Annotated in this window: 22 protein-coding genes and 1 tRNA gene; 12 read left to right on the top strand and 11 right to left on the bottom strand. The window is 49.3% G+C overall.

The genetic code is table 11. The annotated features are described in order from the left end of the window. The first annotated feature begins 70 nt into the window (after positions 1-70). On the top strand, positions 71-2,914 hold the full coding sequence (locus tag ACOJTG_RS12070; RefSeq protein WP_420154038.1) for a prolyl oligopeptidase family serine peptidase: 2,844 nt from the start codon (positions 71-73) through the stop codon (positions 2,912-2,914). A 62-nt stretch (positions 2,915-2,976) separates the two neighbouring features. Here ACOJTG_RS12070 and ACOJTG_RS12065 read toward each other — a convergent pair whose 3' ends face one another. Beyond that, positions 2,977-3,420 carry a peptidylprolyl isomerase gene (locus tag ACOJTG_RS12065; protein ID WP_094808220.1) on the bottom strand — a complete coding sequence of 148 codons (444 nt, stop codon included), beginning with the start codon at positions 3,418-3,420 and terminating at the stop codon, positions 2,977-2,979. Between the two features lie 473 nt (positions 3,421-3,893). Between ACOJTG_RS12065 and ACOJTG_RS12060 the strand changes: the two genes are divergently transcribed. Then, positions 3,894-4,304: a hypothetical protein gene (locus tag ACOJTG_RS12060; protein ID WP_420154037.1), complete on the top strand. Its 411-nt coding sequence runs from the start codon at positions 3,894-3,896 to the stop codon at positions 4,302-4,304. 194 nt (positions 4,305-4,498) lie between these two features. Continuing rightward, the gene (locus ACOJTG_RS12055; protein ID WP_420154036.1) at positions 4,499-4,777 is read left to right on the top strand and encodes a hypothetical protein; all 279 of its coding nucleotides are present in this window, start codon (positions 4,499-4,501) and stop codon (positions 4,775-4,777) included. A 74-nt stretch (positions 4,778-4,851) separates the two neighbouring features. Here ACOJTG_RS12055 and ACOJTG_RS12050 read toward each other — a convergent pair whose 3' ends face one another. The 5 genes from ACOJTG_RS12050 to galE all read right to left on the bottom strand — a co-directional run bounded on the left by ACOJTG_RS12050 (position 4,852) and on the right by galE (position 10,387). Further along, entirely contained in the window at positions 4,852-6,024 is a 1,173-nt protein-coding gene (locus ACOJTG_RS12050) for an acyltransferase family protein (protein ID WP_420154035.1), read from the bottom strand. Between the two features lie 61 nt (positions 6,025-6,085). Next, the gene (locus tag ACOJTG_RS12045; RefSeq protein WP_420154034.1) at positions 6,086-7,270 is read right to left on the bottom strand and encodes a helix-turn-helix domain-containing protein; all 1,185 of its coding nucleotides are present in this window, start codon (positions 7,268-7,270) and stop codon (positions 6,086-6,088) included. A 50-nt stretch (positions 7,271-7,320) separates the two neighbouring features. After that, entirely contained in the window at positions 7,321-8,181 is an 861-nt protein-coding gene (gene rfbA / locus ACOJTG_RS12040; RefSeq protein ID WP_420154033.1) for a glucose-1-phosphate thymidylyltransferase RfbA, read from the bottom strand. A gap of 102 nt (positions 8,182-8,283) precedes the next feature. After that, a complete protein-coding gene (gene rfbB, locus ACOJTG_RS12035) occupies positions 8,284-9,342 on the bottom strand; it encodes a dTDP-glucose 4,6-dehydratase (protein WP_420154032.1) in 1,059 nt (352 codons plus the stop codon). Positions 9,343-9,376: 34 nt separating this feature from the next. After that, positions 9,377-10,387 carry a UDP-glucose 4-epimerase GalE gene (galE, locus tag ACOJTG_RS12030; protein ID WP_420154031.1) on the bottom strand — a complete coding sequence of 337 codons (1,011 nt, stop codon included), beginning with the start codon at positions 10,385-10,387 and terminating at the stop codon, positions 9,377-9,379. Between the two features lie 256 nt (positions 10,388-10,643). On the opposite strand from galE, the gene ACOJTG_RS12025 reads away from it, so the two are divergent. Next, positions 10,644-11,507 (top strand): transglutaminase-like domain-containing protein, encoded by an 864-nt coding sequence (locus ACOJTG_RS12025; RefSeq protein ID WP_420154030.1) that lies wholly within the window; start codon positions 10,644-10,646, stop codon positions 11,505-11,507. 461 nt (positions 11,508-11,968) lie between these two features. On the opposite strand, the gene ACOJTG_RS12020 is transcribed toward ACOJTG_RS12025, so the two are convergent. Then, positions 11,969-12,625 carry a 4'-phosphopantetheinyl transferase family protein gene (locus ACOJTG_RS12020; RefSeq protein WP_420154029.1) on the bottom strand — a complete coding sequence of 219 codons (657 nt, stop codon included), beginning with the start codon at positions 12,623-12,625 and terminating at the stop codon, positions 11,969-11,971. Positions 12,626-12,731: 106 nt separating this feature from the next. On the opposite strand from ACOJTG_RS12020, the gene ACOJTG_RS12015 reads away from it, so the two are divergent. The 6 genes from ACOJTG_RS12015 (at position 12,732) to ACOJTG_RS11990 (ending at position 16,312) form a co-directional block, all read left to right on the top strand. Further along, positions 12,732-13,646: a WD40 repeat domain-containing protein gene (locus ACOJTG_RS12015; protein ID WP_420154028.1), complete on the top strand. Its 915-nt coding sequence runs from the start codon at positions 12,732-12,734 to the stop codon at positions 13,644-13,646. A 130-nt stretch (positions 13,647-13,776) separates the two neighbouring features. Next, positions 13,777-14,517: a DivIVA domain-containing protein gene (locus ACOJTG_RS12010; protein ID WP_420154027.1), complete on the top strand. Its 741-nt coding sequence runs from the start codon at positions 13,777-13,779 to the stop codon at positions 14,515-14,517. A gap of 35 nt (positions 14,518-14,552) precedes the next feature. Then, a complete protein-coding gene (folB, locus tag ACOJTG_RS12005; RefSeq protein ID WP_420154026.1) occupies positions 14,553-14,903 on the top strand; it encodes a dihydroneopterin aldolase in 351 nt (116 codons plus the stop codon). A gap of 52 nt (positions 14,904-14,955) precedes the next feature. Next, positions 14,956-15,159, top strand: coding sequence for a hypothetical protein (locus ACOJTG_RS12000; protein ID WP_420154025.1), 204 nt, complete (start codon positions 14,956-14,958; stop codon positions 15,157-15,159). Positions 15,160-15,253: 94 nt separating this feature from the next. Then, positions 15,254-15,616 carry a hypothetical protein gene (locus tag ACOJTG_RS11995; protein WP_420154024.1) on the top strand — a complete coding sequence of 121 codons (363 nt, stop codon included), beginning with the start codon at positions 15,254-15,256 and terminating at the stop codon, positions 15,614-15,616. A 111-nt stretch (positions 15,617-15,727) separates the two neighbouring features. Beyond that, positions 15,728-16,312 (top strand): N-(5'-phosphoribosyl)anthranilate isomerase, encoded by a 585-nt coding sequence (locus ACOJTG_RS11990; protein WP_420154023.1) that lies wholly within the window; start codon positions 15,728-15,730, stop codon positions 16,310-16,312. A gap of 44 nt (positions 16,313-16,356) precedes the next feature. On the opposite strand, the gene ACOJTG_RS11985 is transcribed toward ACOJTG_RS11990, so the two are convergent. Further along, complete coding sequence (locus ACOJTG_RS11985) at positions 16,357-17,592, bottom strand: nucleoside recognition domain-containing protein (RefSeq protein WP_104714116.1); 1,236 nt, start codon at positions 17,590-17,592, stop codon at positions 16,357-16,359. 133 nt (positions 17,593-17,725) lie between these two features. Between ACOJTG_RS11985 and ACOJTG_RS11980 the strand changes: the two genes are divergently transcribed. Continuing rightward, positions 17,726-18,412 (top strand): M15 family metallopeptidase, encoded by a 687-nt coding sequence (locus ACOJTG_RS11980; protein WP_420154022.1) that lies wholly within the window; start codon positions 17,726-17,728, stop codon positions 18,410-18,412. A gap of 128 nt (positions 18,413-18,540) precedes the next feature. After that, positions 18,541-18,615, top strand: a tRNA-Val gene (locus ACOJTG_RS11975). A 40-nt stretch (positions 18,616-18,655) separates the two neighbouring features. On the opposite strand, the gene ACOJTG_RS11970 is transcribed toward ACOJTG_RS11975, so the two are convergent. The 3 genes from ACOJTG_RS11970 to ACOJTG_RS11960 are packed head-to-tail and all read right to left on the bottom strand — an operon-like array spanning position 18,656 to position 21,613. Next, positions 18,656-19,537, bottom strand: coding sequence for a glycosyltransferase family 2 protein (locus tag ACOJTG_RS11970; RefSeq protein WP_420154021.1), 882 nt, complete (start codon positions 19,535-19,537; stop codon positions 18,656-18,658). Between the two features lie 12 nt (positions 19,538-19,549). After that, the gene (locus ACOJTG_RS11965; protein ID WP_420154020.1) at positions 19,550-20,494 is read right to left on the bottom strand and encodes a glycosyltransferase family 2 protein; all 945 of its coding nucleotides are present in this window, start codon (positions 20,492-20,494) and stop codon (positions 19,550-19,552) included. Between the two features lie 45 nt (positions 20,495-20,539). Then, positions 20,540-21,613, bottom strand: a complete 1,074-nt coding sequence (locus ACOJTG_RS11960) for an AI-2E family transporter (protein WP_420154019.1) — start codon at positions 21,611-21,613, stop codon at positions 20,540-20,542. Between the last annotated feature and the right edge of the window lie 18 nt (positions 21,614-21,631).

Here is a 21,631-nt window from a genome sequence, read left to right as displayed (position 1 = left end):
GTCGCTGACTTGAAAGTTCACGGCTGGCTTTGGTGTATCTTCATTGCAAAGAAATCGTTTCATTCTCACTATGAAAAAACTCTTACTCTTGCCTTTGCTGGTCCTTACCAGCATGGCCTACGGCCAGAAAAAAGGGAAGAAACCGACTCCTCCGTCCCTACCTAAAAAAGCCCTCACGCACAGCGTGTACGACGGCTGGAAATCCATTACGTACCGTACGCTCTCCAACGATGGCGACTGGGCCATTTACACCGCCAACCCTCAGGAGGGCGATGGTAACGCGATTTTTTACGGACTGAAAAAGAGCAAAATTGACTCCGTTCAGCGAGCCGCCGACATTCGGGTCAGCTACGACTCGGAAGTAGCCGTTTTTAAAATCAAGCCGCAAGCCGCAGTCGTACGCGATGCCAAGCGGAAGAAGAAAAAGCGGGAAGACATGCCCAAAGATTCGCTGGGTATTTATTCACTGAAAACCAGTGAACTTACCAAAATCCCGAAGGTCTCCTCCTTTGCTCTCCCCGAAAAAGCGGGTGGATTCGTAGCCTATCAGCTGGAAACACCCGCGGCCAAACGCGATACGACCGCCCGCCGTACCAATCGCAAACCCGCTAAAAAGGAGTCCGAAGAAAATGGATATCAGCTTGTCCTGAAAAACCTAAAATCGGGCACGCAGACTTCCTATTCCTTCGTGACGGATTATGCCTTCAGCAAAAATGGCAAACGGCTGGCGTACGTTACTACGGGCAACGACAGTACGGTAAAGCTCCCCGGTGTTTACGTAATCGATCTGGCCAACGGCTCTTCGCAGAAAATATTCGAAGCGAAAGGCAAGACCAAGAAACTCAGCTTCGACGAAGTCGGCGACCAACTCGCCTTCGTAACCGATCCCGATACCAACACCAAATCGTTGGTGCATTACCATCAGTTGTACTACTGGAAATCCGGTCAGGCTCAGGCTCTCAAAGTAGCGGATCAGGCCAATCAACCCGGTCCGAAAGGCTGGCTGGTGAGTGGCGATGCTCCGCTGGCTTTTGCCAAAAACGGCTCGAAACTGTTCTTCGGTACCGCTCCCGTTCCTGCCGTAGCCGATACAACGATGTTACCCGAAGAAGTGGTAAACGTAGAAGTGTGGGGACCGAAAGACCGTACCCTGCAACCGCAGCAGAAAGTAACCGCCGAACGCGATAAGAAACGTTCGTACACTGCCGTTTACGATCCGGCTACGAACGCCTTACGGCAACTGGCTATGACGGAGATGGACGAAATTCTGCCCGTCGCTGATGGCAACGCTGATTATGTGGTAGCTCTTTCGGATTTGAAGTACTCGCACGAACACTGGGACTGGAATAGTCGTAACGATGCGTACGTAGTTTCTACGAAAGATGGTTCAAAGAAACTGATTGGTGAAAACATTCGGGCTAACATCCGCATGTCGCCCGAAGGCAAGTATGCGTACTGGTTCTCCCTGTCGGATACGGCTTGGTTTGCTCACAGAATTGCTACGGGCAAGACTGTTCAGTTGACCAAAGACCGGAAATTCGCGGACGAAGACGACGATCATCCGGATTTCCCCCGGGGATACGGCTCGACCGGCTGGACGAAAGGTGATGCTCTGCTGTACATCTACGACAAGTACGATGTTTGGACGGTAGATCCGGCGAATCCCACTAGCCTGACGCGACTGACCAAGGGTCGGGAAGTAAAGCAAACCTATCGCTTCATCAACCTTGATCCCGAAGATCGCGGTCTGGTTGACCCTTCCAAACCGCAGTTAGTTCACCTCTTCGATCATACGACGAAAGCGAGTGGTTACGCTCAATGGTCGGGCTCAACGCTGACAGTACTACACCAAGGCGATTTCGCGGCCAGTCCGATGGTAACCAAGGCGAAGAATACGAATGATCTGCTTTTCACGAAAACTACGTTCCGGGATTATCCGGACCTGATGGCCACGGACCTGTCCTTCAAAAATATTCGGAAGATCTCCAACCTGGGCGAGCAGACGAAAGCCTATCGCTGGGGTACGGTGGAAATGGTGAGCTGGGTATCGGGCGATGGCGTAACGCTACAGGGATTGCTCTACAAACCCGACGATTTCGATTCGACGAAGAAGTACCCCATGATTACGTATTTCTACGAAAAGGAATCGGATAACATCCACAACTTCGTAACGCCCGCTCCGACCGCGAGTGCCCGTAACAACTATGCGTACTCGGTTTCCAACGGGTATATCGTATTCGTACCGGACATCGTGTATCAGGATGGCTATCCCGGTCCGAGTGCTTACAGCTGTATTATTCCCGGTGTATTGAAGTTACTGGAAAATCCCTGGGTAGATCGTACGCGGCTGGGCATCGTAGGCCATAGCTGGGGCGGCTACCAGACGGCGTATCTGATTACGAAAACGAATCTGTTCAAGACGGCCGTACCGGGTGCTCCCGTCGCCAACATGACAAGTGCCTACGGCGGTATCCGCTGGGGAACGGGCCTGAGTCGTCAGGCTCAGTACGAGCATACGCAAAGCCGCATCGGTGGTACGCTTTGGGAAAAACCGCAGCAGTACCTCGATAACTCGCCGCTGTTTTATTTACCCAACGTACAAACGCCGGCTCTGATCCTGCACAACGATGAAGACGACGCAGTACCCTGGTATCAGGGCATTGAGCTGTACGTGGGTCTGAAACGTCTGGGTAAACCCGCCTGGATGCTCAACTACAACACGGAGAAGCACGGTCTTCGCGTGCGTAAAAACCAGAAAGACTGGACTATCCGCATGTGGCAATACTTGGATCACTACCTGAAGGATGCTCCAGCTCCGCAATGGATGGTCGAAGGGTTACCCATGATTGAAAAAGGGGTGAATCAGCGACTGGAACCCGCAGCGGCACTGCCTTCAGCAAAGGCGACGCGTTAAAAAAGAAAAGACCGAATGGCTTCACACCATTCGGTCTTTTGCTTTAGGTCGTATGCTACGCCTTACGCGTCGTCACGAACAATCTTCACGGACTGAATCGTATCTCCCTGACGGATGTCATCCACGATGTCCAATCCTTCAATCACCTGACCAAAAGCCGTGTGCACGCCATCGAGGTGAGCCGTGTTCGAACGGTTGTGGCAGATGAAAAACTGGCTACCGCCCGTATTGGGGCCCCGGTGAGCCATTGACAAGACGCCACGATCGTGACGCTGACGTTCGGCTTTCGTTTCGCAGGGAATCGTATAACCCGGACCACCCGCACCGGTACCGGTAGGATCGCCACCCTGAACCATGAAATTAGGGATTACGCGGTGGAATTTTACACCGTTATAGAATCCTTTTTCTGATAAATCGATAAAGTTTTTTACCGTAATGGGCGTCTCTTTTTCGAAGAGTTCAATCACCATTGTACCCTTATCGGTAAGCATTTCGGCTTTTACCATTGCTTCGTACTGATTAGTTGAGACTGCGAAGGTAGGCAATTAACTTTTCCAAAACTTCGCAAACCTTGCTGCAAATCGTAGAATTTTCAGCCCGCCCCAAGGGACATATTTCCTCATTATCAGCTCGTTACAGATTAGAAAGTGGTTAGAATTGTATTAGAATTCACTAAAACTTAAATCTGAATTAAATTTTTTAGATCTCTTTGTAAAAGGATTTATGAAACTTGTTTTTTACGAAAATTTCATTTTTCGCGTAAAATCAGTTCAAAATTGAAGTTCGAATGAACAAAATCCAAAGTAAATCCTTGTAACGCATACAAAAACAAACGTTTCTTTTTCGCGGTATAATCCTATATTATCTGGAAATTACTGTGAAAATTCTAATTAATTTACTATCTTTGTTTAGAGGCCATCCTCGAAAATGGTACATCTTTTTTTCAGTACCATTGAATTAGTTTTAACTGCAACAAGTCATGAAACGCTATATAATGACCGCTATTCTGGCCGGACTGGTCAGCGTAGCTTTTGCCCAGACCAAACCCCGTTTAGACCACGGCTATTCTACGCATAACTATAAGCACGCCAATAAAGCAGCTGTAGCTAGACAAATACAGAATGCCGAGTCAGGGGTGAGCATCCAACGGGATGGCTCAGTACGTGAGAACATCGGATTACAATCGACGGCAAACTATAAAGTCCAGCGTCCTTACAATACCAACGGTAAACTGAATATTCCGGCTCCTCCAGTTACGGGATACGCTACTACGGATCCCAGTCAGTCGCCAAGGAATTACAAGATGGGACGACCCTCAATTGTTAATCCGAACGATCAGCTTAGTCGAAGTAAGAAAGATACCAATGATATTAACGTTGGAAATGAATAACCAAAGGCCGGGGCTAAATCCCGGCCTTTTTTTGTGGGCGATTTTTCGTACGTTTTGAGGTTAGTTGTCTACATTTTTATCTTTTCACAAGGAACTCCACAACATAAATTACTAGAAATCAATCTTTTGTCCTCAAGCTCTATTGCTGGCACGATGGTTTAACTAGGTATGACTCATACCAACGAAAATGCCTTATGGACAAACTGGCAAAGTTTGAATTAATGGAAAAGATCGTTCGTGAGTTAGACGACCTTCGCAATAGCCAAACAGCTGTACTCAAAAAGATCGGTCAAATTGAAGTTGAAAATATTGAATTGAACGATAAAACGCTAGAGGACGGCGTTTCGGATTTGTTTACTAAAATGTCCGAAACACTCGACGCGGTAACGGCTGTACATACCGAATTTTCAGACCGAACCGATCAGTTTAGTAAAGACAATAACTTGGTACCCGCTGAGGATACCGTATCGTAGTATAGCTTAGCATACATGAAAGAGGAGAGCTTTGATAAGCTCTCCTCTTTCATGTATACCCATAACCAGATCTATTATACGCTTTTGGCATTAGGGCTTTCGATTACTGCCGGGATACGCGTCACCTTCGGCTTCATTCCAAATACCAACCGGGTAAATGCAAAGTGCCGAATGATAAAGTGGTATAAAATCCAGCAACCGAAAAACGTAATTGCGGCCAAGAGAATAAACTTTACGGGCCAATCGATGAGCAGCGGAGCCAGATAGTAACCAGCAGCTACTGTGATCGTTTGATGCAAAATATAGAAGGGATAAACCGCTTCATTGGCGTAGGCCAGGAATCGATTGTTGAAGTTGAGGTAGCAGTAGGCGTTACCAAAGATGGTTAGTAAGCAAGTCCAGGCATTGAAAGTTCGAAAAAGAGCATAGGCTTCATAATTCCAGCCTTCCAGCTTAGGCTGATCAATCCAGAAGAAGGCGTATAAGATCGTAGTCGTCACTACCATCAACCCAAGCGTTAAGAAACGGTACCGAGCCAGCGTATCCCAGAATTGTTGCTGCGTACAAAACACATATCCCGTCAGAAAAAGCGTAAAGTAATGCCAGTGTTGCCGCCAGTCGTTTACCAGAGCATTCGTGGTGGGAAAACGTTCCTCTAATAAAAAATCCGCTAACCAGTGCCAGACGGTAGGTAGTACCAACAACCAGATCGGGTTACTGAAAAATGAAGCCAGCTTAGCCGTTACTCGCTGTCCCGCAGGTTTACGCAGATACAGTAGAATGGGGAGCCCAATGAGTGAGTACGAGAACAGATAGATCAGATACCATAAGTGATGCCAGCTGAAACTGCCTTTGGGATAGGGCTGAAAATCGAAGACTGTCTTATAAAATTCGCTGTATGAAAAGCTGGCTCCCTGCTGAAGTCGTTCGTAAAAAATTTGCGGTGGTACAATGACGAACATACCAAAGACCAGCGGCAGAAAGATCCGTTTGGTTCGTTCGCCGATAAATTCTCCCGCGGATCGTCGCCCTAAAGCCCAGTATACCCCCATCCCAGAGATCATGAATAATAAGGCCATCCGCCAGGCACTCGAGAACCGCATGGGATATTCAATGAGGTGCGTCTGAACGTTGTTTTTGACGTGCCACCCCCAGTAATTGAAGAACATTCCCGCATGAAAAAAGATAAGTAAACCGAAGGCTAGTACGCGAAGCCAGTCAAGGTCGTAACGACGAGTGGATTTCATGAGTATTTGATTTGAATACCCAAAAGTGCTCGTTTTCAGTACTGTTCAACGACCGTACGCATCAGGACGACGTACCCGCCGATAAGGACGCACTCCGAAATACGGAAGGGGTTTGCCCGGTTTCGCGTTTAAAGGCGGCGTTAAAGGCTGATTTTGAGTTGTAGCCCACACGTTCGGCGATTTCCTCAATTTTTAGGTGAGCATTTTCCGGAGCAGCCAGTAATTGCCGGGCTTCTTCAATTCGGTATTTAGCCAGCAGTTCAAAAAAGCTAAGCTCCAAAGTGTCGTTGAGTACCTGGGAAAGATGATGCGTCGATACACCCAGCCGCTGAGCCAGTCCGGGTAAGGAGCAAGTCGAATCTAACTGAGGTTTTTCTTCGCGTAAGACTTGCTGTAGTTTTTCCAGCGTACGATTTTCTAATTCGGGTGTTAGGGAAGATTTCTCGTACTTCCGCACCTGCCCGGTTGGCGTGGCGGGTTCCACCCGGAAAAAACCAGACTGGCGAATAATACTGAAGCTCGTCACGTAGATGATAAACGCCATGTGAGCCACCACCAGGTGATCGCCCAGGTCGCTTTCAAAGGTCGCACGCGTAATCAGGTATATAATCGTGATAAAGGTCAGGTGAATCTGCAAATTTCGGAACCAGATCAAATCCGTCGGTTGACTTCCCCAGAAACGGACCTGTATGCGTTGAAAAGCCAATACCACTTCTCGCCAGGTGAGTACCAGGTAAATCAGCATACTGATTCCCGTAAATTCATTGATGTGCCACTTAGGCCAGAACATCCAGCGTTCGCCGTACGACTCAAAAGGTGGGGGTGGAATTTCTGGATGAAACGCTCCTAAGAAAGCTCCGTACTTCAGGCTTAGCGGTTGCGGGTAGTACAGAAGGGCCATGTACAGGAAATACAGGACAGCCGGCAGAAAATGCCATACTTCCCGAGCGTCCCAGCTTTTCCGAAGACTAATTCTGAAATACAGGTAAAGGCAAGGAAACAAGGCCAGATTGGCCGGCTCGGTTGAGTCCACCAGCCCTAATACCTGCACCATGTAATTGGTATAGCCCAGCCATACGTCGCCCATGAGGAGCGTCATGCAAACCAGAGCAAAGCCTAGAAAACGGTTGGGCAACTGTTTTCCTTTACTGTGGGTAAGAAAAAAATACGTCAGAAAGCATCCCTGAATGATGCCAAGCAAAATCAGGATTGCAAACCAATCGATACGGGGACTCAGTTGGGGCATAGAAAAAGCCCGCCTGGATGAGGCGGGCTACTAAAATACGAAAACCTGAATTACTTCACCAAGTTAAGGAGGTACTTGCCGTAGCCACTCTTGACGAGGGGCTTAGCCACGGCCTCCAACTGCTGCTTGTCGATGAAGCCCATACGGTAGGCCACCTCTTCAATACAGCCGATCTTCAGACCCTGCCGCTCTTCAATCACCTCCACAAACTGTCCCGCCTGCATCAACGACTGAAACGTGCCCGTATCCAGCCAGGCCGTGCCCCGGTCCAGTACGCCTACTTTCAGCTGGCCTCTTTCCAGGTACACCCGGTTGATGTCGGTAATCTCCAATTCACCCCGCGGACTCGGCTCAATGGCCTTGGCAATCGCCACGACGTCGTTATCATAGAAGTACAAGCCCGGTACGGCGTAGTTGGACTTGGGCTGCTCGGGCTTTTCTTCGATGCTGAGCACGTTGAAGTCCTCGTCGAATTCCACCACCCCGTACCGCTCGGGATCGTGCACCTGATAGGCATATACTACCCCACCCTCGGGATCGTTGTTGGCCTGCAAAAGCTTCGACAGACCCGAGCCGTAGAAAATGTTATCCCCCAGAATCAGGGCTACTTTATCATTGCCAATAAACGCTTCACCGATGATGAAGGCCTGAGCCAGTCCATCCGGACTCGGCTGCACGGCGTAGCTAAACTCACAGCCCAGCCGGCTCCCATCGCCCAAGAGCTTCTCAAAGTGCGGCAGATCGTGGGGCGTGGAAATAATGAGGATCTCGCGAATACCCGCCAGCATCAGAATCGACAGCGGATAGTAGATCATCGGCTTGTCGTACACCGGCATCAATTGTTTGGAGACCGCCAGCGTCAGGGGGTGCAACCGCGTGCCCGAGCCGCCGGCCAAAATAATTCCTTTCATCTGTTTAGGAAGTCAATGTGTGAAGGATCGCATGAGGGAATAAGTAAGCACTTCGGTAGTTTGCTTGTATTCCCTCATGCGATGAGGGATTGCCCAGCTAGCTTATCGCTGAGCGTACATGCTGTCGTAGTACTTCTGGTAGCTACCTGAGGTAACTTCTTCCAGCCACTCCGTATTGGAGAGATACCAGGCTACCGTCTGAGCCAGTCCTTCTTCGAAGGTCACCGAAGGCTGCCAGCCCAGCTCATGCATGATTTTATGAGCGTCGATGGCGTAGCGAAGGTCATGGCCCGCCCGGTCCGTCACATACGTGATGAGCCCTTTGGAAGTACCCGCGGGGCGACCCAACTGGTCATCCATGATCTCGCACAGCAGGTGCACCAGATCAATGTTTTTCCATTCGTTAAAGCCGCCGATGTTGTAGGTTTCACCCGGCTTGCCCTGATGGAAGACCACATCAATGGCCCGAGCGTGATCCTTGACGAACAGCCAATCCCGCACGTTTTCCCCCTTGCCGTAAACGGGTAGGGGTTTGTTATGCAGGATGTTGTGAATCATCAACGGAATCAGCTTCTCGGGAAAGTGATTAGGACCGTAGTTATTCGAGCAGTTGGTCAAGACGAAAGGAATGCCGTAGGTATTACCGTAGGCCCGTACGAAGTGATCCGAAGAAGCCTTGGAAGCCGAATACGGCGAACGCGGATCGTAAGGGGTTGTCTCCAGGAAAAACTCTTCGGGGTTGTGTAGCTCCCCGTAGACTTCGTCGGTGGAAACGTGGTAGAACAAATGCCGCGAATAGTCGTCTTTCCAGGCTTTCTTGGCCGCGTTCAACAGATTCACTGTACCGATGACGTTGGTCAAAACGAAGGCCATGGGATCGGTGATCGAGCGGTCGACGTGGCTTTCGGCCGCCAGGTGAATCACGCCGTGAAAGTCGTGCTCCGAAAAGAGCTGATCCAGGAATTCAGCATCGCGGATGTCACCTTTGACAAAGGTATAGTTGGGAGCTGAGGCCAGGTCTTTGAGGTTGGCCAGGTTGCCGGCGTAAGTCAACGCATCCAGGTTAAAAACCTGATAGACGTCCTTGTACTCGGTTACAAACCGACGCACCACATGCGAACCGATGAAGCCCGCTCCGCCCGTAATTAATAACTTCTTCATAGGGATTTCAATGTAGGATGAAGATTGGATTCGATTACTTTAAAGTTAATTGCCAACGCCACGCGTCTGCTAACGCTTCATCCAGTGTTTTTTCGGCTTTCCAGCCCAGTTTTTCGGTCGATTTACTCACGTCGGCGTAAATCTCCATAATATCTCCGGCCCGGCGGGGGGCAAATTCGTAATTGAGCTTCACGTTGGTTACGCGTTCAAACGTATCGATCAACTCCTGAACGCTCGTACCCGTGCCCGTACCGATGTTAAAAAAGTCGTAATAATTTGTTTCTGCTTCGTTCACCAGCAATTCCAGGGCCTTCACGTGAGCTTTGGCCAGATCCACTACGTGAATGAAGTCACGAATACAGGTTCCATCGGGGGTATCGTAATCCTTACCAAATACCATCAGTTTTTGACGAATGCCCGCAGCGGTTTGCGTTACGTAAGGCACCAAGTTCGCCGGTACGCCGATGGGCAATTCGCCAATCAGGGCCGATTCGTGAGCACCTACGGGGTTGAAGTACCGCAGAGCCAGAGCTTTCAGACCCGGTTTAGCCGCTACCGTATCGCGAATGATTTCTTCACCTACCTGCTTGGTATTTCCGTACGGAGAGGCGGCAGGTAATACGGGCGTTTCTTCCGTTACCGGAATTACTTCGGGCTGACCATATACCGTACAGGAGGAGGAAAATACAAAGTTCGACACCCCATTGGCAATCATTGCTTCCAGCAAGGTGACCAGAGCCGCGATGTTGTTCCGATAGTATAACAGGGGTTTTTCAACGGATTCACCAACGGCCTTGCTAGCCGCAAAGTGGATAACCCCCTCAATGTTATCTTCCTTAAAAATCTTAGTCAGCAACGCCGCATCGTTACAATTAGCGTTGTAGTATTTCACTTTTCTTCCCAGAATCGATTCGAGTCGATCGAGTACTTTTTCTTGGGAATTAGAGAAATCATCCAGAATGATAGGTTCAAATCCGGCTCCGATCAGCTCTACAACAGTATGGGAACCAATGAATCCGGCTCCGCCGGTGACTAGGATATTCATGAAGTAAGGGTTAGAAATCTTTCAATTAAGCCCCAAAAATAGAAAAAATACGCGGGCCGAAGGTACTGGTTCCGAGGATCATTTTTATACGGTCTATTGTCTTTTTTATGAATAGTTCCCAGCATCCTCCTATTTTTTTATTCTTTCGCACCATTCTCTTTACTTTAGGCGGAATGCTTCCCTTCAATTCATGGTTTAGCTATTTGGTAGTTTTCTAAAATTAGTGTAGGTTAAAGCTAAAATCAACTTTTTCTGTATGGATAGCCGTGAACTAAAAGCCTTAGTCTCCCTGCTTGAAGACGACGACCGGGAGGTTTCCTCATTGATTGAGCAAAAAATTCGCTCGTTAGGGGATACCGTTATTCCCTTTCTGGAAGATCACTGGGAAAATTCCGGTTTCAATCCGCTCGTCCAGAAACGCATCGAGGATCTCATTCACGACTTACAGTTTCGCACGCTTACCGAACGCCTGCGAGCCTGGAAAAACAGTGGCGGCACCGATTTGCTGGAAGGGCTTTGGCTGGTAGCGACCTATCAGTACCCGGATCTTTCCCTAGAAAAACTTCAGCAGGAAATTGACCAGATTTATTACGATGCCTGGCTGGAATTTCGGCACGGTATGCATCCTGCGTCGCAGGTCGATACCTTGAATTACGTTTTTTTCAAGAAGCTGAAATTTGGGGCGAATACGAAGAACTTTCACTCGGCGGCCAACTCCATGCTGAACGTAGTACTGGAAACGCATAAGGGAAACCCCATTAGTTTGTGTGTGCTGTATATGCTGGTAGGTCGTCGATTAGGTATGCCCTTGTACGGGGTAAATCTTCCTAATCTGTTCGTACTCACCTACAAGGTGAATGACGATACGCAGTTTTACATCAATGTATTCAATAAAGGGTTGGTGTTTCAAAAGAAAGACATCGACAATTACATTGCCCAACTGAACCTGGCCCCCAATCCCATTTTCTACGAAGCCTGTAGTAACACGGATATTGTCAAGCGAGTACTACGCAATCTGACCCTGGCTTTTGAGAAAACGGGTGACGATGACCGGGCTCAGGAAATCAATACGCTCCTTAAAATGCTTTTGGAATCCGATTCGCCTTCGTTTGATAACTAGGGTACCTTGGCTCTGATCTATAGATAAAGGCCTTCGGGATTGGTGATGCCCAATCCCGAAGGCCTTTAACATAATTAGCTCCGTATGCTTTTCCCCAAAACTGCTTCTTAAGTCCAGGTTCGTCACCCCCAAAGGGTACCAATGTGATTAGCCCCGTATGCAATGCGGGGAATAGTGCAGGATAAAAAGGAAATGCGAAAACGTCCATGGGTTATACCCATGGCTATGACCATTGAACCCCTCCGGGGTTAAACGGCCCCGTCTCCCCTAGTTTAGTCAAGCTTGTATGCCGACCCCCTAACCCTGAAGGGGTTCAACATCCATAGCCCCGTATGAAATGCGGGGAATCGTCCCGCCCGGTAGGCACAGCCTACCCAATTTTTGCGTCTGTAGTAAATACTACGGACAACCCGTCCGGCTACCTTTACCGGCTTTTCCTACCAAAACGGAAAACGGAAAACTCACCCCCCTACACTCTCCTCCCCTTCCGCTGCCACCGTTAGCATGCAATCCTCAACGCGTATCACCGATAACTCGTAACGGATGCTTTGCTCAGGCGTACGAATCCAGCCGTGAATGCGTTCGGCTTCGTCGGCGAAGGGTTCGATGGGAATATTTCCTTTAAAACTCAGTTTTTTCTCGCCGTAAAGTTTGTACAACGCTTCTTTCGCGGTCCAGTATACGGCCAACCGTTCCAGCCGATGGTCCGCGTGATCCCATTCGTTTTCACTCAAAAATTTGCGGGCGACTACGGATAATTTCTCGCTGACTGGTTCAATATCCAGCCCCACCCGAGCCGCTGGATGCCACACAACTGCGGCAAACCGCAGGGAGTGCGAAAGGGAGAAATGACTGTCTGTATTCTCCAGGAAAGGTTTATCGTATGAATCCTTCCGAATTCCGTGGTACGTTTCACCCACCGATTCAATCAACGTTTGAATTAGAATCCGGCTGGCCAGAAATTCCCTTTGCTTTTGCGGATGATGAATTGCCGCGTACGCTGCTACATCTGCCGGACTTCCCCGGAAGGCTCTTTGCAAATCCTCCAAATCTTCCGTAATTTCCCAGAGAGCAACCCTCCCCCGCCCCTCAAAAGGCCGTATCCAAACCAATGGCATTCGATTATGCTTAATTTTAGGGCAAAAATAGAAAATCCTCAAGGACTTGGTACACAACCGTTCGTTTCGAGGTTCACCCTTTGGGGTGCGGAGTACCTAACGAGCTATGCGATTACACATTGAAAAAATAGATACGTTTGCGGGTCACCGGGATGCGATTTACGCCCTGGAGGCCGCACCGGAACCGGGCCAGTTTTTTTCCTCCGGTAGTGATGGTCTGGTCATTCGCTGGGATCTGGCCCGACCCGATCTGGGCGAACTGGTTGCCCGAATCCCTGCTTCGGTGTACGCCTTGAAGATGGATGACCAAACAGGTTTGCTGTGGGTAGGACAAAATTTTAATGGTATTCACCGGATTGATCCGCAGAGCAAAATAGAGCGGGATTCGATTCAACTGACGGCCTCGCCCATTTTCGATATTTGCCTGTTCGAAAACCTGGCTCTGGTGGCTCAGGGCGATGGTACAGTGACGGTATTGGACCGGGAGCTTTTTCAGGTACGCAAGCATCTGAAGGCTAGTAATGCCTCCGCCCGAAGCATCGACGTCAATCCCTTGAGTCAGGAATTTGCCGTGGGTTATAGCGATAATACCATCAAAATTTTTGATTTAAACACGCTATCGCTGAAATTTATCATCGCCGCTCACACGCAATCCGTCTTTACGGTTCGTTATTCTCCCGACGGTCGCTGGCTGCATTCGGGGGGTCGCGATGCTCATTTGAAAACCTGGGCGGTCGCGGACCCCTACCAATTACATCAGGACGTAGTGGCTCATTTGTTCGCTATTAATCACCTCACGTATAGTCCGAATCATCAGAAAATTATCACTGCCAGTATGGATAAAACGCTAAAAATCTGGGATGCGGCCAGCCTTCGTCTGCTGAAAGTATTGGATTGGGCCCGCTTTGCCGGTCACCGTACCTCGATTAACCGGGCGTTGTGGCTACCCGTCGAAGCCGGACTCATCTCGGCCTCGGATGATCGACTGCTTTCGATTTGGAAAGTAACCGAACAGCCTTAAAATCTGTTTTTTGGAAATAAGATCCTATTTCAGGCCGAAATGTGATGGGATTGGATAAATTTGAATGTAGAAACCTTCACAAACCCGACCCGGAAGCTCTTTTCCCGTAGGGTTTCTCCCTGATACCAACATGAAAATTACACCACTTGATATTCGCAAACAATCGTTCGAACGCGTATTCCGGGGTTATGATAAAGATGCAGTAGATGCGTTTTTGTCCACGCTTTCGCAGGAATGGGAACGTCTGATGGACGAAAATCGCCTTTTGCACGAACGTATCGAACGTACCGAAAGTGATTTCAGTAAACTGAAGGCCCTTGAAAATACCCTGTACAAGACCCTTCAGACGGCTCAGACGACCAGTCAGGAAATGGCGGTAAAAGCTCAGGAAGAGTCACAGAAAAAAGTGGTGGAAGCCCATCAGCAGGCCGAAGAAGCCCTCAGCAACGCTCGTAAAGAAGCTAATATGCTTTTGATGAATGCCGAAAACAAAGCACGGTACATCATCGAAGAGGCCGTTAATGAATTGAAGGGACTTGAACGTGACATCAAGGCCATCGATAAATACAAACAAACGCTGCTTTCGCAGATTAAAGAATACGCCGGCGAGACGCTCGAACGAGCCCAGCGATTTGAAGAACGCTCGCACCAGATTCCGTTTGAAGAAAAAGCCGCGGAACTGAACAACGTACTCGCGAGTATTCCGGCTACGCAGCCCCTAGCCGAATTACCCCCGGTAGAGATTCAGGAAGAAATACTACCTACGGTTGCAGAGGAGACAGCCGCCCCGGAACCAACGCCGGTAGAAGTTCCTCAGGAACCCGTTCAGGCGGAACACAACCAAGAAGGTTCGTTCTTCGATAAAATTTAACAATGCACGGGAGCGGAAACGCTCCCCTTTTTTTCATGGGAACAATTGCCTTAGAAGGTCTGGAATTCTTTTCGTACCACGGTTTTTACGAAGAAGAACAAAAAATTGGAAATCGGTACTCCATCGATGTGATCATTACTGTTGACTTTCAGCAGGCGGCCATTCACGATAAGTTGAGTGAGACCGTTAACTACGCCAAGGTCTACGAAATCGTATCCGTTACCATGCGACATTCGCATAAGTTGCTTGAACATATTGCTTATCAGATCATTCAGGGCATCCGTGAAAAGTACCCGCATGTGGAGAAAATTGCGGTTTCGGTCTCCAAGTACAATCCGCCCGTAGGCGGCGTATGCGAGCGTTCCCGGGTTACGCTGGAAGGCTAAACTGGCATGAATTTAGTACGGGTAGTTATCCATCAACCAAACGATCATAAGAATGGACTACAAACTGGTAGACCCGAAAGAAGAAGCTTTTCACAACGAATATTTTGAAATCAGCTTTGATGAGCAACGGCACAAAAGCCTGTACTTCACTTCTAACGCGGAGATTCTGGAAGATGTGGCTGCTGAAATCGTAGCCCGACACGCCGAAAATACACCCGGCTGGCGAGTTATTCCGCACCCGAAAATTCAACATTAGTAGTCCAGTTTGCCAATGCTTTAGTTCTCATGACCCGCAGTTTTGCGGGTTTCTTTTTGTTGAATAGCTTTGGTCAAACAAAACCACTATTCCGATGAAAGCTTTACTTATTGTCCTGGCCCTGGCGTATTCAGCAGAAGCCAAATCCATCCCCCAAGTTGCTCAAATTCAAACCCCTATTCAGGCTGACAGTACGCAGTGGAAAGAATACGCGGGGAAATACAAGGGCGTTGAGGGAGTGTTTGAATCGTTCATTGTTACCATCGAAGACGGAAAACTAATGGCCGAAGCTATTGGTCAGGGCAAGGGAGAATTGCTCGCTTCACCGAATGCAGCCGATACCTTTACCGTACCAGGCTACGAGGCCACCATTGTTTTTGTCCGGGATGCCGATAAAAAAGTAACTAAATACCGAATGTTGGTACAGGGTCAACAGTTTGAGGGGGACAAACTCTAACGATCGTCTTTCACAGCCAGCGGATCGCTGGCTGTTGTTTTTGTAGCCGGCTTTGGTCGAAAACCGCTAGTTTTGCCAAAAACTAAGACGATACGTCTACTCATTGCACTTATGGCCTTACGTACGCTCGTTAAAATTTCCAATATCACTAACTTATCCGATGCCCGTTACTGTGCGGGGATGTACGTCGAATGGCTGGGGTTTTCCATGGACACCATTGCACTGGAAAAATTCAGCGAAATCAGAGGCTGGCTGGCGGGTGTATCCATTGTGGGGGAAACCGAGACTACCGATTTGGCTACGATTCAGTCGCTGGTCGAGGCGTATAAGCCGGATGTTTTGCAGATCAGTCATCCTGAACTGGTAGCCGAAGCGAAAACGCTGGGACTTCCCATTATCCTGAAACTCGATCTGGCGGAAGGCTTACCAACCGAACTCAATGGAGCCGATTATTACCTGATTGAACATTCCGATCCGTTTATTCACCTCGATACTCCTACGCTGGGCTATCTCGATCAGTTTGCGTTCAAGTACCCCACCCTGCTGGGTTTTGGTTTGAACGAAATGAACGTACTCGAAGTACTCGATCAGATTCCCATCAAAGGTATTGCCCTCTTCGGTGGCGAAGAAACCCGCCCCGGTTACAAGGAATTCGGCGAAATGATGGACATTCTCGAACGTCTCGACGAAGATTGAGATCGTATCTGCTTCCCGAAGGCGTACCTTCGGGAAGCTTCTTTTTAACCAAAGAACAGGTATCCCACCGCAATAGCTGCCACAATTCCGGCCAGATCGGCTACCAGCCCGGCCCAAAGCGTATAGCGGGTATTCTTCACATTTACGGAACCGAAGTACAGGGCAATTACGTACAGGATGGTATCGGCTGAACCCTGGAATATACAGGCCAGTCGCCCGACGAACGAATCCGCTCCAAAGGTTTTCATCGTATCAATCATCATCGCCCGCGAACCGCTCCCGCTTAAGGGGTGCATCAGAGCCGTGGGCAGGGCATCCACCCATTCCGTGCGAATCGGCAGGAAACTGAACCCCCATCGAAAACCATCCACTACGTAGCCTAAGGCTCCGGAATTTCGCAGGACACCAATGGCCACCAGCATGCCCACCAGGTACGGAATAATGCGTACGGAGGTTTCAAAGCCCCCTTTGGCTCCCTCGATGAAGCTGGAAAATACGTCTACTTTTTTACGAAAAGCGATCCCCAGAAAAGACAGGACAAAGCCAAACAGCACCACATTACTGAATACTTTGGAGAACGTTTCAATGCCTTCTTTGGATAAGGTAGTCAGGTAGGCCAGCAGGGCCACAATCGCCAGGGTCAGGCCACCCAGCCAGGTCAGAATGGTACGATCCAGCAGATTGATTTTCTGACGGAACGCCACAAACAGTAATCCCACCAGCGTAGCAACGTAGGTGGCAATGAGACAGGGAATGAAAATGTCCGAGGCATCGGCGGCTCCGTACACGGCCCGCTGGGCCATTACGCTCAGGGGGATCAGCACCGGACCCGCCGAGTGCAGGGTCATGAACATGATTTGGGCATTGGTCGCGACCTCTTTATTCGGATTCAGCTCCTGCAAGCTCTGCATGGCTTTCAGTCCAAAGGGCGTGGCCGCATTATCCAGCCCGAGCATATTGGCCGAAAAGTTCATGATCATTTGTCCGTGAGCCGGATGATCCTTAGGTACTTCGGGAAAGAGTTTATTGAAAAACGGTCCAATGCGTCGGGCGAGAAAGCCAATCACGCCCGCCTCTTCGCCCACTTTCAGAATCCCCAGAAAAAAGGTCATGACGCCCGCCAGCGGTAAGGCAATTTTCATAACGGCCACTTCCGCCGACTCGAACATGCCATCGACCAGAAGCTTGAAAATTTCAGTATCGCCGAAGAAGATTAACTTGAAGAGGGCCACCACAAACGCCACCAGGAAAAAGCCAATCCAGAGGTAATTAAGAGCCATGAGGGAAGTAATGCAGAAACAGTTGAGCCCTGAATTTCGCTCAAAATGGCTAAAAATGGTACCTTCCCGGAAAAAGAAAAACAAAAAGGTCGGCAATTGGGTATACCTTCACGTGTATTCCCAACCGGATTGTATGATGGTTCTAAAGTCTTTTGCCCTTTCGCTGACCCTGCTTTTCTGTACTTCGTATACAGATCGCCCGGCTGCCTGTGACGATGAAATAAGTCTCGAAAAAGCGGGTCTGGTGGATGTGAAGCAGGTCGATCCCAGTTTGTTAGTGGATCTGAAGTATTCAACCACCGATAATTTCGTTCACAAAGACGTGTACGGCTGCATTACGCGATGTTTTCTCCAGAAGGAAACCGCCGAAAAACTCAAAAAAGCTCACGAGTACCTGAAGAAGCATCATCCTGAACTACGCTTGCTGGTTTACGACGGGGTTCGTTCTCGGAAGGTACAATGGAAACTCTGGGAAGCCCTACCGCAGTATGCTCCCAAGTATCGCACCAATTACGTCGCTCACCCGACGCGTGGCTCCATTCATAACTACGGTTGTGCGGTGGATCTGACGGTAGCTACCGCCGATGGGAAGGCTCTCGACATGGGTACGCCGTTCGATTTCTTCGGCAGTGAAGCCTATCCCCGCAAAGAAGCCGAAATGCTCCAGCAGGGCAAGATTACCAAAACGCACGTGGCGAACCGGGAGATTCTACGGCAGGCTATGACTGCCGGCGGCTTCATGGGGATCACCAGCGAATGGTGGCACTTCAACGCGATGAGTTTGGCCCAAGCGAAAGCCAAATACACGATTGTGGAGTAAAATTTTTGCTTCTGATTTTCAGAGAAGTATACATTTTTTTAAACTTTTTTTGGGCAGATAGTTGCGTAAGGCCGTTTTCATTCCGTATGTTTGCAGCCCCAAACGACAGGGAAACAGAAATAAAAAAAGGGTGATTAGCTCAGCTGGTTCAGAGCATCTGCCTTACAAGCAGAGGGTCGGGGGTTCGAATCCCTCATCACCCACCCTTTTAAAGCCTCGCCGAAAAGCGAGGCTTTTTTGTTGTTACAGCATACACCAACAGCCTTCGACTTCGGCTTCCGTATACGCTTCGTATTTTTCCGGATGCAGGGCTTTCAGCAGAGCCGCCCGACTTGATGTTCCGTGCAACAGGGTATGCACTTTTGCTTTCCAATGCGTGGTAAAATCTCGTAAGGCCAGGTCTTCCTCCCGAAGCATGCCATACAGCACGGCCAGATGCGGAGCGTACTGCTCGTAGATGTGAAGAATTTCCTCCTGCCGGACTGAGCCGCCCGTACCCGTTTTATGCGATTCATGGAGTCGGTACACGGACCAACAATCTTCCACGTACTGAAACTTCAATTTTTGCTGCTCGGCCCGCAAAAACCATTCCCAGTCAAAGGCAAAGTGTAAATCTTCCCGCAAGGGGCCCGTTTGCTCCCAAGCTCGCCGCGTCCAGAAGGTCGAGGGTTGAATGATGTAGTCTTCATTGGCCAGCGATACCCGCTGCATTTTCTCAGTCACGTCACTCCGAAGCGATTCCGTCTCGCTTTGTTTTTCCTGGAGATGCCAGCAATTGCCGAATACCAGGTCCGCTTCCTGCAAATACGTATGAATCTGAACCAGCGTACCGGGCATGTACAGATCATCGCTGTTGAGCCAGCCCAGAATGGCTCCCGTACTCCGGACAAAGCCTTTGTTGATGGCGTGGCTTTGTCCACGATCGGGCGTACTCTCCCAAAACGACAGGTATTTACTGTAGCGGCGGATAATCTCCACGCTTTCATCCGTACTACCGCCGTCGATAATCAGGTATTCCAAGTTTGGATACTGTTGGTCGAGTACGGAAACGATGGTTTCTTCAATGAATGCTCCCTGGTTGTACGAAGGAGTAACGATGGTGATTGTAGGGAAGAAGGCGGTCATAAACCTGTTGATTTATTTCGTTCGGGTCATCCGAAACGCCCGGACGAGGGTCACTAGTATGCCCCAGTGAAAGGTTCGTTGCAGCCGTCGGGCGACGGGCAGTACATAGCTAACCGGGATTCCCCGGTAGTGATCCCGCATCACGCGTTTAAGATTTCGCCAGGCTTCTTCCGTGATCTGCTCGCGGGAAAGGCCGTAGCGACTGGCGTCCGCTTCGTTGAAGTACCGGGTAATCCATTCGATAAAATCCAGGTGCCCAAAAATGATTTCTTTCGCCTGATGATGGGCGGTGGAAGAAATACTAGAACCGCTGTACCGCCAGCGAATTTTCGGTCCGGGCATACTGTACAATCCTTTCGGATGAGCGAAATGAATAGCCGTTGCCCAGTCCGAAGCCTGGGCGTAAGGGAAATCGACGTAACCACCTAAAGCTTTGTACGTAGCACGACGCACGATCTGATCGGGCATGACGTTACCCCGTTCGTCCCGCAAAAGATGCCAGGCCAGCTGCATGGCGTTTTCTACAACTGGGCTGTCCGCATGTTCCCGAATGATCTGATTCTGATCATTCACTACCCGTGAATTGAAACGGTAAATGTCGTACTGTTGCTGGGTTTGCAGTAAACTTTGGTAGAACACGTCTACGCAGTCTTTTTCCATCAGATCGTCATCCGCGAAAAGCCAGATCCATTCTTCCTGCTGTACCAGTTCTACGCAGCGTTTCCAGTGCTGCACCAGCTGTTTGGCTCCCAGATTTTCCGGGAACCGATGGTACACCAGTTTTAGTTGAGTCGCGTAGATATCACAAATAGATTTCAGGTCGTGCGGACTGCCATCATCGCCTACGTACAGGGTAAAATCCTGATTAGTCTGAGCTGCGATACTCGCCAGCGTTTCAGCCAGATACAACGCTTTGTAGGCGGGAATGACGATTGCTAAAGAAGATTGACCAGACACAGCGGTAGATTGATGCCCTCAAAGTAACGCAATTCAATGCCGAAATCATACCTCTACGGAATCATCCTTCAGCGTATCCTGAATGTACAGCATCTTCACCAGCACCAGTACTACGGCCATAATCGGTGTAGCCAGGATCATGCCCAGGATCCCCGAGAAAACACCCACAATCAACTGAGCGATCAGTACCAAGGCAGGCGGGATGTTAATCATCTTTTTTTGTACTAATGGCGTCAGCAGACTACTTTCAATGGCCTGAACGCCTACGTACAAAAGCACTACGTAAAATGCCTGCTCCGGACTATCCATTAGAGCAAAAAGTACGGCCGGTACCAGTGCCATGATCGGTCCGATGTTCGGAATAAAAGCCGTTATGGCTGCAAACAGACCCAAGGCTCCCGCCAACGGCACGCCCAAAATCCATAAACCCAGAAAGGTTAAAATTCCTACAAAGGTCATCGAGATCAACTGCCCCATTAGCCAGTGGACCAGCGTGTCGGCTACTTTATTGAGTACTTCACTGGCTCGCTTCCGGGATTTCTGGGGAATCATCAATACAATACCCTTATGATAGAGCCGGGGTTGTACCGCAATGAAAATGCCCAGGAAAATGATAACGTACAGGTCGGCAATGGTACCAAAGGTAGACGAGAGCACGCCTGAAGCCTGCGACATCCATTTTTCGCGACGCTGCATGAGTTCGTCGGTCGTCGGGATACTGGATAAAATTTGCTTCCCTAGTTTATTCCGGGAAACTTGTTTCTGAAAGTTGGCAATGGCTTCGGGAGCATCTTCTTTCAGGGTACTCACCTGATCGCCTATGGCCGAGGATAAAATCCAAAAGATACCAACGATGGCACCCAGTACCGTCAAGGAAACGAGCACCATACAAATGCCCTCTTTCCAGTTGGTTTTTTTGCTCAACCAGCGGGCGGCTGCCCGGAGCGGCAGAGCCACCAGCAAGGAAGCGATAATCAGCAATAAAATATCAAAACTAAAGCCGAGCAACAGCGTACCCAGAACGAAGATGAGCGTGATGCCCACGGCAATGCATACGCGTTGGATAAAGGTGTACTCAGGCTGTTGTACAGCCGTGTTAGAAGTGGTTGTAGGTTGCATACGTACTTTTTTCAGGAA

This window comes from Siphonobacter sp. (genome assembly GCF_048595215.1).
Lineage (GTDB): Bacteria > Bacteroidota > Bacteroidia > Cytophagales > Spirosomataceae > Siphonobacter.
The sequence above is the reverse complement of the archived record's forward strand: the minus strand, read 5'-3'. Positions and strand labels throughout refer to the sequence as shown.